At 39.9% G+C, this 13,426-nt stretch carries 14 protein-coding genes; 8 read left to right on the top strand and 6 right to left on the bottom strand.

Going from position 1 to position 13,426, the window contains the following annotated elements; genetic code table 11:
- Positions 1–1,325 (bottom strand): M23 family metallopeptidase (locus PHP90_RS02180; protein WP_299924564.1); only part of this gene is annotated, 1,325 nt, incomplete at its 3' end.
- A 79-nt stretch (positions 1,326–1,404) separates the two neighbouring features.
- Here PHP90_RS02180 and fbaA point away from each other — a divergent pair.
- Positions 1,405–2,487: a class II fructose-bisphosphate aldolase gene (gene fbaA, locus PHP90_RS02175; RefSeq protein WP_299924561.1), complete on the top strand. Its 1,083-nt coding sequence runs from the start codon at positions 1,405–1,407 to the stop codon at positions 2,485–2,487.
- 43 nt (positions 2,488–2,530) lie between these two features.
- Here fbaA and PHP90_RS02170 read toward each other — a convergent pair whose 3' ends face one another.
- The 3 genes from PHP90_RS02170 to PHP90_RS02160 all read right to left on the bottom strand — a co-directional run bounded on the left by PHP90_RS02170 (position 2,531) and on the right by PHP90_RS02160 (position 7,337).
- On the bottom strand, positions 2,531–3,373 hold the full coding sequence (locus tag PHP90_RS02170) for a peptidylprolyl isomerase (RefSeq protein ID WP_299924558.1): 843 nt from the start codon (positions 3,371–3,373) through the stop codon (positions 2,531–2,533).
- Between the two features lie 91 nt (positions 3,374–3,464).
- The gene (locus tag PHP90_RS02165; protein ID WP_299924555.1) at positions 3,465–5,381 is read right to left on the bottom strand and encodes a response regulator; all 1,917 of its coding nucleotides are present in this window, start codon (positions 5,379–5,381) and stop codon (positions 3,465–3,467) included.
- A 9-nt stretch (positions 5,382–5,390) separates the two neighbouring features.
- Positions 5,391–7,337 carry a response regulator gene (locus PHP90_RS02160; RefSeq protein WP_299924551.1) on the bottom strand — a complete coding sequence of 649 codons (1,947 nt, stop codon included), beginning with the start codon at positions 7,335–7,337 and terminating at the stop codon, positions 5,391–5,393.
- A 115-nt stretch (positions 7,338–7,452) separates the two neighbouring features.
- Here PHP90_RS02160 and nth point away from each other — a divergent pair, with 115 nt between their 5' ends.
- Entirely contained in the window at positions 7,453–8,100 is a 648-nt protein-coding gene (gene nth / locus PHP90_RS02155; RefSeq protein WP_299924548.1) for an endonuclease III, read from the top strand.
- Between the two features lie 14 nt (positions 8,101–8,114).
- Complete coding sequence (locus PHP90_RS02150) at positions 8,115–8,330, top strand: hypothetical protein (RefSeq protein WP_299924545.1); 216 nt, start codon at positions 8,115–8,117, stop codon at positions 8,328–8,330.
- Positions 8,331–8,333: 3 nt separating this feature from the next.
- Here the strand turns inward: PHP90_RS02150 and cmoA are convergent, their stop codons facing one another.
- Both cmoA and pyk read right to left on the bottom strand, forming a co-directional pair.
- Positions 8,334–9,050, bottom strand: coding sequence for a carboxy-S-adenosyl-L-methionine synthase CmoA (gene cmoA, locus PHP90_RS02145; RefSeq protein WP_299924542.1), 717 nt, complete (start codon positions 9,048–9,050; stop codon positions 8,334–8,336).
- 123 nt (positions 9,051–9,173) lie between these two features.
- Entirely contained in the window at positions 9,174–10,670 is a 1,497-nt protein-coding gene (pyk, locus tag PHP90_RS02140; protein WP_299924539.1) for a pyruvate kinase, read from the bottom strand.
- Positions 10,671–10,805: 135 nt separating this feature from the next.
- On the opposite strand from pyk, the gene PHP90_RS02135 reads away from it, so the two are divergent.
- The 5 genes from PHP90_RS02135 (at position 10,806) to PHP90_RS02115 (ending at position 13,370) form a co-directional block, all read left to right on the top strand.
- Positions 10,806–11,459, top strand: a complete 654-nt coding sequence (locus tag PHP90_RS02135; protein WP_299924534.1) for a hypothetical protein — start codon at positions 10,806–10,808, stop codon at positions 11,457–11,459.
- Between the two features lie 58 nt (positions 11,460–11,517).
- Complete coding sequence (locus tag PHP90_RS02130) at positions 11,518–12,177, top strand: hypothetical protein (protein ID WP_299924531.1); 660 nt, start codon at positions 11,518–11,520, stop codon at positions 12,175–12,177.
- Positions 12,178–12,492: 315 nt separating this feature from the next.
- Positions 12,493–12,738, top strand: coding sequence for a helix-turn-helix transcriptional regulator (locus PHP90_RS02125; protein ID WP_299924528.1), 246 nt, complete (start codon positions 12,493–12,495; stop codon positions 12,736–12,738).
- Positions 12,735–12,980: a hypothetical protein gene (locus PHP90_RS02120; RefSeq protein ID WP_299924524.1), complete on the top strand. Its 246-nt coding sequence runs from the start codon at positions 12,735–12,737 to the stop codon at positions 12,978–12,980. Before PHP90_RS02125 ends, PHP90_RS02120 begins: the two co-directional genes overlap by 4 nt.
- A gap of 105 nt (positions 12,981–13,085) precedes the next feature.
- A complete protein-coding gene (locus tag PHP90_RS02115) occupies positions 13,086–13,370 on the top strand; it encodes an HU family DNA-binding protein (RefSeq protein WP_299924521.1) in 285 nt (94 codons plus the stop codon).
- Positions 13,371–13,426: the final 56 nt, after the last annotated feature.

Below are 13,426 nucleotides of genomic sequence, written 5' to 3'. Positions count from 1 at the left end.
TGTGCTGTTTGCATTTTAATCGGCAAATTCATAGGTCGTCGCATTGATATCGGATCCACTTTGCTGACACTGAAATGAAGATGCGGTCCGCTCGTAAAGCCCGTATTTCCCGAATAGCCAATCAGATTTCCTCTAGAGACTTTTTGTCCTATTGCAACAGCAACTCCCCCTTGTTTCAGATGGTAATAATTCCCCATCGTCCCGTCACTGTGCTCAATAATGACGTAATTGGCATATTGACGATATTCAGGACTCGCACCGCCAAAATTATTACTCCCCTCCGCTCCTACAACAATCCCCTCTCGTGCCGCATATATCGGTGTCCCCACCGGTACGGGAAAATCAACCGCATACGCTGAAAGCCCTTTATGGGATGTTTCACCGTTATAGCCTTGAGAAACAACTACTTCGGCACCTTTAATAAACGGCAATTTATAAAGATAATCATCTTGATGCACTGCAAATGCCGATCCCCGAACCCATCCGAATGATGAGCGATAATCAACTCCTTCAGACGCTGAAATACGGGAAAGTTCTAATACCTTTTTTTTACTTCTGCCCGGTATCTCAACAAAAAGAGGTAATCTGCCTGAGGGCTTTAAGTTATTCATGTATTCAAAGTCGATATGCAGTGTTACCGTATAGGGATTTAAATTTTCGGCTTCAAATTCAAAGTTTCCTGCTTTATTTTGATCTGCACTTAAAAGGACGCTGTTTCGTGAACCGATTCTCGCAATTTTTTTCACACCGGAAACTTCAGATCGCTTTAAAATCCTCAAATGTTCTTCATACGCTTGCTCTTGTTCCATAATAAATTGAATACTTTTTTGTTCTAACTCCTGTTCAGCGCTTAAAGCTTCAATACTTTGAATAGAATGATGGGGATAATTTTTTTGATAGAAAGCAATGACTGCGGAACGGACACGCGGATTATGAAGAGGATCCATCGGAACCGATATCAAATCTTCAAAACTCTTTTTGTCTGACTGAATCATTGCCGTATCCAATGTTTTACGATACAAGGCGTCAATCGAATCTTTGGTACGTGATAGTGTTCGTAAATCTTTTAAATAGGCACTCAATACTTCATTATCAATCTGTTTTGCCCCTGAAAGCTCATTCCCGACAACCAATGTGGCTTCCACACTGTCCAAAAAATTACGCAATATCTTTTTATTAGGTTCCATAATCGGCTGTTGACTCAGTTTTTCAATCGGGACGGTACTTTTTTGAAGAGGCTCTGCCAGAGTATTATAGACGACAGGAGAAGATTCGGCGTGAAGTATCAAAAAACTGAGGAGGAATAACATACCGACACGTACCAAAACCAACTCCATTTTTTTTTAATTCTATCATTATTGCTCTAAGAGTATAATATCGTCAATTTTAACTGTGGGGTAAAAAATGTCCAAAGCTATTTTAGAAGTGATGAAACCTGGTGTACTGTTCGGTGATGATATTCAAAAACTATTTGAAATTGCAAAGCAAGAAGGATTTGCACTTCCTGCGGTCAATGTAGTCAATACCGATTCGATCAACGGTGTCCTCGAAGCGGCTAAACTGGTTAACTCACCGGTCATTATCCAATTCTCTAACGGAGGAGCAAGTTACTACGCAGGAAAAGGGCTCAGTAATGAGGATGAAAAAGCGGCTATCGTCGGGGCAATAGCCGGTGCAACACACGTTCATATGATGGCAGAAGCGTACGGTATCCCCGTCATTTTGCATACCGACCATGCAGCTCGTCATTTGTTGCCATGGATCGATGCCCTTCTCGATGCAGGGGAAAAACATTTTGCACAGTATGGCAAACCCCTCTTTAGTTCCCACATGCTCGATCTTTCCGAAGAGAGTTTGGAACAAAACGTTGCAACATGTGTAGAATACATGAAACGTATGTCTAAAATCGGTATGACTTTGGAAATCGAACTCGGTGTCACCGGAGGAGAAGAAGACGGTGTTGACAACTCCAATATCGATAATGCCCTCCTCTATACTCAGCCTGAAGATGTCGCGTATGCGTATGAGCGACTCAGCGCGATCAGTAACCGATTCACCATTGCAGCATCATTCGGAAACGTTCACGGCGTTTATAAACCCGGTAACGTCGTCCTAACACCGATCATCCTCAACAACTCTCAAAAATACATCAAAGAAAAATTCGGTACAGCGTCTGATAAACCCGTCAACTTCGTATTCCACGGCGGATCAGGTTCTACGCATGAAGAAATACGCGAAGCGATCAGCTACGGCGTTATCAAAATGAACATCGATACCGACACCCAATGGGCAACATGGGAAGGGGTTAAAGATTATTACGAGAAATACAAAGATTATCTCCAAGGACAAATCGGAAATCCTGAAGGGGAAGAGAAGCCGAATAAAAAATATTATGATCCGAGAAAATGGTTGAGAGACGGACAAAAAACGTTGATCAACCGTGTGAAAGTGGCATTTGAAGATTTGAACGCTATTAATAGAAATTAGGAGAGATTCCCGCGAAAGCGGGAACTCTTATAAAAAAAGAGAATTATTTTGTGTAGACGATTTTCGCTTTTGCACGTAAGTCAGCCATTTTTTTATCCATATAGGCTTTAAATTTATCCATTTTCAAACGCTGCTCAATAAAGTTTTTAACATCATCAAATCCAAGTTTTTTAGCCGCTTTTTTATCTTCAACATAAATCACGTGATATCCGAATTGGCTCTGTACCGGAGTAGATGATATCGTCCCCTCTTTCATCGCAAATGCCGCATCATTAAAAGACGGTACCATTTGTCCGCGCGGGAAGTATCCGAGGTCTCCCCCTTTTGCAGCGCTCGGTCCGGTTGATTTCGATTTGGCCTGAGCAATAAACTCATTTCTCAATCGATCTCCGCTGAGCCCTTTCATACTTTTGATTATTGCGTTGGCTTCCGCTTCTGTTTTTACCAAGATATGGCGTGCGTGGATTTTTTCTTTATCGACAAACTCATCCGGGTTTGCGTCGAAATACGCTTTTACCTCTTTCGCATCGATTTTGATCGATTCGAATTGTTGTTGTTCCCATACTTTTGCCGCTAATTGCACTTTTAAACGGTTAATCAACGCATCTAACTCTTGCTTATATTCTTTCGAATCGAGCACTCCTGTCTTTTGTGCATCGTCATAGACTAATTCTTGGGCAATAAGACTCTCAATAATTCGTTGACGTAACTCATTTTGTTTATCTGCCGGAAGAGAATCAAAACGTCCTTGAGTCCCCTCCATCAACACTTTATTTACTTCATCAGAAGTGATCTCATCTCCGTTGACGGTCGCCAATACAGCCGCAGATGCACTCGCTCCGCTCAACAATAAACCCAAAATCCAAGCGCTGTAATATCGCTTCATTGTTATCCTTGTGTTTTTCCCCTTTGGAAGGGGGTTTTGATTTCGGCATTATAATACATTTGTGAGTATAGTACGCAATAAACAACCAAAATTAAATGGTGTTATCGTTGCGTTTCTGTTGTGCGATTTTTAAATAGCGGTCTATTGTCTGTAATAGGAAATGTTTATCGATCGGCTTAGCCAAATGCGCATCCAATCCGGCTGCAATAATGCGTTCTCTATCTCCGATCAATGCATGAGCAGTAAGTGCAATTACCGGCACAAATCCGCGTGAATCACGTTTATCAATCTCTTTGATTAGTCGATTCGCCATCAAACCATCCATAACCGGCATATCAATATCCATCAAAACCAAATCAAAATGTTCTTTGAGATAAACATCCACGGCTTTTTGCCCGTTTTCAACTGCAACTACACGGAAATGTTCCTGCAACAAAATCGTTTCAAGAAGTTTAAGATTAATAAGATTGTCTTCCGCAACCAATATTTTAATATTGCTCGCTCGCGGTATACTTTGTGCCTCAAAACTGTGTGATATATATTCTTTCGGCATTGCATTCCAGATGACCGCCAATGTTTTATGAAGAGAACTAGGGAGTATCGGCAATGTTACAATAGATGCAACTGAATCAATCAATGCATCTGCTTTTTCACCATAATCAAGTTTCATAATCGGAACAATACGCAAATTCGGATACGCTAATTTAATCGCATCAATTTGAGATTTTGAAATATGCGGTATATCTAAGAATAAAACGTCACTTTCATGCAACTCACTATTGACTAAATCATGAATCCCTTTCGACTGAACATTGAAAAGCTCCAAATATTTATATAATAGCGCCCCTTGCGCAGAGAGTTGATGTTCTTGAGTATAGATAGCAGCACGTGTTCCTTCGATAAAGTCAAACGTCCCCTCTTCATTCAACTGATGGGTAACACGGAAAGAAAAACGTGAGCCTTTTCCCTCTTCTGAGGCAAGCATCAAATGTGAATCCATCATATCAACGTATTTATGACTTAAGCTAAGACCAATTCCGAGACCGTCTTTACCTTTGCGTTGATTATCCCAGGCTGAGGCAAAAGGGCGTAAGAGTGTCTTGATTTTTTCACTTTCAATACCGATACCCGTATCGCTTACAGCATATTCAACCTCAATAAAATTACCTTCTTCTTTCGCAATCAGTATTTCAACGAGGACACGTCCTCCATCTTCAGTAAACTTAATACCATTTTGGATCAGATTGCGCATAACCGCAAGAATTTTATCCTGATCACCGATCATTGTTTTTGGCAAATGCGGATCAATTAAAAACATCAAATCGATCTCTTTAGAGAGGGCAAGATCACCAAACTGCTGAGAAAAACTTTCATAGACTTCTAGAGGATTAAAGAGGGCTAAATTCGTATGAATACTTCCACTCTCGACCTGCATCATCTCTAAAAGATTTTCAATATTACGCATCATTGACAGAGCACTTCGACTCGTCATTTGAACGTACTCAAGCTGCCATGAACTCAGTGGTGAGCTTTTGAGCAGATCACTGAAACCGATAATGGCATTCATAGGGGTACGGAATTCATGAGAAATATTAGTCAGGAACTTCTTTTTAAAATCTTCGAAATAACGTTCTGCGGCGCGTGCTCTCTCAATAATCGATGTATCTCGAAAAACAACGCCAACCATTGGAAAATTTTCCAATACTATCGTTTCAGATTTTACTGAGACATCGTAAGTAACTCCACTCGAATTGATTTTACCCCGATAATTCCCAGATTGAGAAAGGAGAAAAGTAAGATTGACCCCTTGAGGTTCAAACCACTCCTGCAAAGGGGCTATCTCTTCAAGCGTTTTGGCACCTAAAAATTCCATCAGCAGTTCATTGCATCCGATCAAAGATCCTGAAATATCGGCATATATCATCGGATCAGAATGTAATTGGGCACACGAAGTGAGCAACGTTACTACAGGAGCATAATCCTTTGTGAAACTTTCTAAGTAAATCATCTTCGTTCCTTATGCACTTACGTGTAGATATTTGTGAAGAATATATTCCAGTTTTTCACGAGTAAGCGGTTTAGAAAGGTAATCATCCAATCCTCGTCCTAAAATATACTCGCGATCTCCCTCCATAGCCAGTGCGGTTAATGCAATAATCGGCATTCTTCCAACACGTGCCGGCCCTTCTTCTGCCTTGATCTCTTGGGTCGCCAGAATACCGTCTTTAATCGGCATATCAATATCCATAAAAACGATATCAAACTTGTGCTCTCGACAACTTTCTACCGCTTCATCTCCGTTAGAGACAGCTGTAACAGCGATCCCATACTCTTTGAGCAACAATTTAATCAAACGCTGGTTAATTAAATTATCCTCTACTACCAGTGCACTTACACCATGTTGAATTTGTGGTGCAGCAGCCGGAGTCTCTTTTTGTAGGCCTAATACTTCCACTAAATGCTCCAACAAAGTGGTTGGTAATAGCGGTTTGGAAAGAGAAGTATCAATCAAATGGAGCATTTTTGCCTGAAGCCGTTCATGTTCTTCCAGAAGCAAAACCGTTTTACATGTTCGTTGCATCCGTGCAAACGGCATCGTCCAATCACTTTTTTCCTGTGATGCAATAACATAAACCACTTCTGCATCCGAAAAAATGGTTTCATCCAGCATTTGTGTTTTCGTGACACTTACCCCGAAACTACGTAAATAGTTTGTCAAATGGTTGGCATCATCCAGTCGTTTTTCATCAACAAGAATAACTTTGACGCTATGGGCATTGATCATTTGCATTGCATGGTCGGAAGACCCGTCCAATGTCAAGGCAAAGCTAAATGATGAACCGCGCCCTTCATCACTGGTGATTTTAAGTTCACCACCCATAAGGGAAATCAGCCCATGAGACAGACTCAGACCGACACCTAAACGGCTATCGGCATGATCGCCAGAAACAAATGGACGGGTAATATAACTCAGATCCGATTTACTGATCCCTTTTCCTGTATCTTTGACCATAAAACCGATATTACACGTTCCCGTCGTATTGCGCTTGAGGAGCTTTATCTCAATCGTAATACGTCCACCCTGAGGGGTAAATTTCAATGCATTATTGTAAAGGTTATTGATGACTTGTTTAATTTTACGGATATCGCCGCTTATGTAGGTTGGAAGTTTCGGGTCAATAAAAAATGAAACATTGACTCCTTTATCCCCTGCCATCGAAACAGCTCCGCGAGCCAGTTCCTCCATTTCGGCAACAATATTGAATTCACTTTTGATGGCGTTCAAACGACCATTTTGCATTTGAGCCAAATCAAGCAGATTTTCGATATTTGACATTAGACTGCGTGCTGAACCTTGTACCGAATGAATATATTCTAGTTGAGTATCGTTCGGAGATGTTTTCGAAAGAAGCTCGACAAATCCTAAGATACCGTTCATCGGTGTACGGAATTCATGCCCGATATTGGCTAGAAACTTCGTTTTGAGCTGTTCTACTTTCACCACTTCTGCTTTTAGATCAACAAGATCACTCTGATCTTCCAGTCGTAACAGATAAAGATCCGTTCCGCTTTCTTGAATTAAAGTGGATGTTGCCGACATTGTGTGAACTTTCCCTGAAGGATCTATAATAGTAAGCCCGTACCCTTTAGGAAAATGGGTTCGTAAATAATCAAGCCAACTTTTATCAAATTCGGTAAATACCTCTTCATCTTCATGATCAAAAAGTTCGCGGATACTCTCATGACTACTCCGTAGCTGTTCAATCGTTTGAAGAGGTACTAAGTCAAAAAAAGCTTTGTTCGCTCCAATCCATCCATTCTCTTTTGTAAAGAAAAGCAATGCGGCAGTATCCGTGTCCAAAACCTTATAAAAGAGCTCTTTATTAATATTCTGATTACCCTCCTCCGCAAAACGATGATCGTCTTTAGTAAAAAAATTTTTAATTATCTGTAGTAACCCCAAAGTTGTCCCCTCAATTAATTTGCATGGAAATCAGTTATTGTAACACAAAATTCGCATACTCATGTTTTTTTTACGTGTCGTGATACAATACGGCCTAAAAAAATGGATATTTTGGATGAAAAAAGCGACAAAAAAAGAGATTGATGCACTCAAATCAGCTCTTTTAGAACGATATGCCGATGCGGTAACAGAACTGAGCTACACAAATGCGTATGAGTTAGTGATCGCCGTGGCCCTATCCGCCCAATGTACCGACAAACGGGTTAACCTCATCACACCTGCATTATTCGAAGCATACCCAACTCCAAACGATCTGGCAAATGCCGATATTGATCATGTAAAAAAAATTATTCAAAGCTGCTCTTTTTTTAATAACAAAGCAATTAATCTAATCGCAATGGCGAAAAGAGTTGTGGAGGTTTATGGGGGAGAAATACCCTTAGATGAGAAAGAGCTGGTAACGTTAGCCGGCGTAGGTCAAAAAACAGCACATGTCGTTCTCATTGAATACACACAAGCGAATTTGATGGCGGTAGATACCCATGTCTTTCGTGTCAGCCATCGATTGGGATTAAGTGATGACCTTAGTGCCACCTCAACCGAAGAGACCCTGGTGAAAAAATTTAAAACCAATCTCCATCAATTGCATCAGGGACTCGTTCTGTTCGGACGATACATCTGTACCGCTAAAAATCCTAAATGTGACACTGAATGTTTTTTGAGAGAGTTTTGTAAAAGCACGGATGGATTTAAACCCCGATGAGATACAATTACCCTATGAAAAAACACTATTTTTTAATTCTGATTCCGATTTTATTTGCAGGTTGTTTTAACGAGCGCGGAGTCAGTATGCGTTATTACAACGACTGTGAAGAGTATTATGACGCACAAGGGTATTATCATAAACAATGCGATAAAAACCTTGTTGATTATAAAGATATAAAAGAGGCGCTTCAACCTGCACAGAATTCTGAAAGCGGAAGCGTTAGATAGCCGTTATTTAATTGCTATAAACGTTGCAAAATTAGCCCATCTAAAAAGAACTTCGCACGTTTTAAATCCATTATTTTTCGCCATTTGAATATTTTCATTCATGGTATAAGGGATTAAGACGTTCTCTAGTGCTTCACGCTTTTGAACAATCTCATATTCACTGTAGCCTTGCACTTTTTTAAACTCATAATAGCAATCAATCAACTCTTTGTTCAGTTTCGGATCTTCACTCACCACTTTTTCGCTAAAAATAAAAGACCCGCCTTCGTTTAATGTTTCCGCGATCTTCCGCACCAACGTATCACGCACCATTGGACGAATAAATTGAAGAGTATAGTTACTAATAATGACTTGTGCTTTTTCATACGGAAATTGGAGGATATCTCCCTCATAGAGTTCGATATCGGAACCGTATGCTTCCAGTTTTTTGTGGGCATGTGTGATCATGGCAGGCGAATTATCAATACCGATCAAACGAATAGTGCTATTTTTGCCAGCTGCACGCTCTATCTCAAGGAGCAAAGAGGCAGTTGAACATCCTAAATCATACACGATTCCCCCATCTGAGAGAGCATTGAGGGTAAATCGGCGGGTAAGTGCTTGGGACTCTTTGTAAAAAGGGACAGAGCGTACCAGCATATCATCAAATACGGCTGCAACATCTGCATCAAATTCAAATTGTTTAGATATAGGTTTCGTAAAAAGGGTATCGGTTTTCATAGATGAAATTGTAGCGTAAAGGATCGAGTTTGGAGGGGCTTGTGTGTGACGAAACAAACATTTAGGCCCCTCAGACAACTAAAAAGCAATTTTCAGTCCATATTTACACTATTGATATTTAGATCAAAACAAAGTTGGGATCTCATTCTCCCCACTTTTTTTTGTTTTAGCCGGATGAGATTTTGTTTCGCCGAAAAAAGTAATCTCGTTTTCGCGTAAAACTCGAATAATATTAGTAGTTCCCGGCATACCTATCGGATATCCTGCCGTAAAAATATAGGTTTGATCTTTTTGGATAATTTTCCGCTTCAAACCGTTTTGGATAATATCGCTCAACATCTCTTCGATCCGCCCTTTTTTGATGAGATATGCCGGAACAACCCCCCATACAATAGTGAGCAACTGTGCAACTCTCACTTCATGTGTCGCTGCATAAATTGTCATTCTGGGACGATAACGAGAAAGTTTTTTAGCAGATGACCCCGAGGTTGTCATTGCAATGATTCCCTCTGCGTTCAATGAATCACCTAAACGGACAGCGGATTCGTTGACCACATCCATCTGATCGTCATACCCGAAATCAAATTTGCCGAACGGATAAATCTCCTCAATCGCTTGAATCGTATTCACCATCGTCTCAACTACCAACACCGGATCATGTCCGATGGAACTCTCCTCCGAGAGCATTACTGCGTCAGTCCCGTCAAGAACGGCATTCGCTACGTCACTTATCTCCGCCCGTGTCGCCATATCTTTTTCCGTCATCGACAGCATCATCTGTGTTGCGGTAATGACCGGTTTGGAATGTTCATTCGCTTTATCGATCAACATCTTCTGAATGGTCGGTACTCGGTAATAAGGGACTTCAATTCCCAAATCCCCTCTGGCTACCATTATTCCGTCTGAATTACGCAAAATTTCATCAATATTTTCAACCGCATCAAATTTTTCTATTTTCGCAAATAACTGTACCTCTGCGCCATAGGAGCGAACCACGTCACGTGCATTGATCATATCCTGGGCATTTTGAACAAAGGAAATCGCCATAAAGTCCACCTTATTCGCGATACCCCATGCCATATCCATTTTGTCTTTATCGGTCAAAATATCGATTCCTAAGTGGGTATTGGGAAAATTGACCCCTTTATTCGAAGAAAGCACCCCTTTGTTTTCGATTGTCGCCCGAACGAAAACATCGCAGATTTCATCTATACGGGCTCGAATTGTGCCGTCGTATAGATACATTATGTCGCCGACATTCAGCTTCTGCAAAATATCCTTTTGATTAATGGAGAGCTTATAGTGCTTTTCTTCTACCTTTATCCCCTCACATATTTCAAAATAGAAATCGAGACGATCTCCGATTTCGAGATAAAAATCTTCGCTAAGTTCTCCGATACGTATTTTCGGACCTGAAATGTCTTGTAATACTCCGACCAGTAATCCCGTATCACGCATAGCTTTACGGATATTGGATAAAACTTCTGAATAATATTCATGTGTTCCATGTGAAAAATTAAGTCGGAATACATTGACTCCGGCTTTGATAAGTGCCGCAAGTATTTCAACCTTATCCGATGCCGGACCAACAGTCGCTACAATCTTCGTTCGTTTTTGCATATATAGTTGCCTGCGTTAAATTTACGGAAATGGTAACACATTTCCGTGCTGTTCTTAGAAGTGATGCCGTTAAGTTTTGAACAATCTCAGCAAATTTAGAATACAATAAGATATATAAGTGATAGGAATGCAATAATGAACCAAAGAGCAATCGATACCGATATTGTCCTCATCGATATTATTGACTTCTCCCGTTTATCGATGAATGAACAACTCGAAATCATCTCCTATCTCTCACTCACCTATAAAAAAATGATCCAGAAGATGGTCAAAAGCTCCGGTATCCCAATGGAAAAAATGTTACAGGGAATCATCCCGACGGGAGATGGATTTTATTGTATATTACATCCGAGTTTAAAAGGATTCGGTCCTATTTTAGGGCTCTCTTTTATCCATTTTTCCGATTTGATCGCAAAAGAGTATCCCTATTTTCGCGGGATCCGTGTTGCGGTTCACACAGGGAAAGTACATCGGTTTGAAGATATCTTGGGACATGAAAATTTTGTCGGTGACGGGTTGAATGAATGTGCCCGATATATTGAAATCAAAAACCTTATAATCAGTACGGTAATCATTTCAGATCGCGCGTATGAAGTATTGCAAGAGTTTTTACACTTACATGCCGATTTCCACGCCCTTTTGGAAAAATGTGAATTTCGCCACAGTTCGTTGCATACCTTTCAGGACAAACATAACCTTACCCGTAACGGATATTTGATCTGGATGCGCAAAGGTGGAATCATCCCTCCTCCAAAACCGGACTGGAGTATCCCCTCAAAAAAACGATAATCAGGGTCAATGCAATTTTTTGCTAAGATAATAGAGATAAATCCCATAAGGAGGATGTGTGCGTTTTACCGTTGATGAATATGCTAAGACATTCAAAATGTCGAAAGAGATGATCCAAAATAAACTCCGGACCAAACGTCTAAATTATATTATTGAAGGTGGCGTAACCTATATTATAGTTCCACGAAGCTCTTTAGATGAAACGAAACGTCAAGAAATAGCACAAAGTAGCAAACCATCTTCCTCTGTACCTGCCCCTCAAAAAACAACGGTTGGGATGATTATTGCCCTCTATCAAAAAGAAAATCAACAGCTTAAACTCAAAATCAAAGAGCTTGAGAATAAAATAGATCGGCTTATTAACGACAAAGAGCAAATGCTCATTGCCGAACGCGAGCGAATTGAAGAAATTTATACCGCCAAAGATGAACAATTGAAAAATCTTTTGGAAGTGATCAATACCAAACTGCTTCTTTCACAAGGCAACAGTGTTCATGATGTCGATATTACAGCTACACCCCCTGTCACACCGTCCCTTCCTAATGGTATAATCGAACTTAAACGGTACCTCAAATTCATCGGTATGGGTTCGGATGAGCGTAAATCGGTTAAACGCCGCTTTGAGCTTGCCTATGGAAGTGATATACGAATTATCCAAAAAGAGGGAGAATTTTACGTCGATCTCTCTAAATACGATTACACCGATTTTCTCTCCTAAAGGGGACTCCCCCCTTTTTTTATCACCCTGTTTCATAAATCATTTTCCTCTTTTTCTCTACTAAATTTTTAACACCTCTTACACTTCATATCATTTAATCTACCTCGTTCATCCATTTTTCTAGAATATTCAATATTATTTTAATACGGTTTTCCGTATATTATATCAGTTATAACAGTTTTATAACTTGGTATAGATTATGCTTTGTATAAATATGTGTATATATACTACGTTATAAATGTTTATATATGTATTTTTAATTATATTTTATACGTTTTAATGTTTATTTTAAGAAAAGCATATTACAATGGAGTAATGGAAATGAGTGATCTTTTTAATCTTCTTCACAATGCCATTGAGGCACAGCACAATGGAAAGAAGATTTCTCAAAAAGAGATGGCTGGAAAATTGGGAATTTCCATGCGGACATATCAGGATTGGAGACTGGGCAATGCCAAGCCTCAAGCAGCTAAAGCCGTACTCGATATGCTAGGAATGCTGGAGGATGATGAAATTATCCGAGTAGTACGGAAAATTAATAAGTTAGGGGATAAATCATGAGCAGTTTAAGTGAACAAGAACGCATCGGGTTGGAAGAAGTCTTTTTATCGATCTCTTCTTCTCAAAACTTTATGAAGAAATGGTCAATTTGGGGTAAAACCCTGAGTGAACGTTTCGATGCCAAAAAGTTTGCTTCACCGCTTTTATTAACCCATAATTCGAGAAGATGGCTAAAAATCAGTCTAAAAAACCACAAAATCACAAAACTATTCAACAAAATGCAAAAAAGAAGAAAAATTTAAGGTAAGAGATATTAAAGTATTCGCGGCTAAAACACTTATGCCTTGTATACTCCGATGTATACGAGGTTCAAGTGTTATTCGCATATCTAAGATCAAGGGCAATAAATGAATAAAGCACAATTCGTAGAGTTGGTTCAAAAAAGCGGCGGTTATAAAACAAAAGTTGAAGCTGAAACAGCAATTAAAGCTTTCACAGAAGCAGTAACCGCAGCTCTTGTTGCGAAAGAAGAAGTTTCATTGGTAGGTTTTGGTAGTTTTGCGTCTTCTCTTCAAAAAGGGAAAAGCGGTAAAGTTCCTGGAACTACTAAAACGTACAGCACTGCTGACAAAATGGTTCCTAAATTTAAACCGGGCAAAAGTCTTAAAGACAGCGTTGCTGCCGGAAAATAATTTCCTCTTTCTCACCCGAGGGATTTCCCTCGGCACTTCTCCTTACAAAATATAAC

The sequence above is a fragment of the Sulfuricurvum sp. genome, assembly GCF_028712165.1.
Classification (GTDB): domain Bacteria; phylum Campylobacterota; class Campylobacteria; order Campylobacterales; family Sulfurimonadaceae; genus Sulfuricurvum.
The sequence above is the reverse complement of the archived record's forward strand: the minus strand, read 5'-3'. Positions and strand labels throughout refer to the sequence as shown.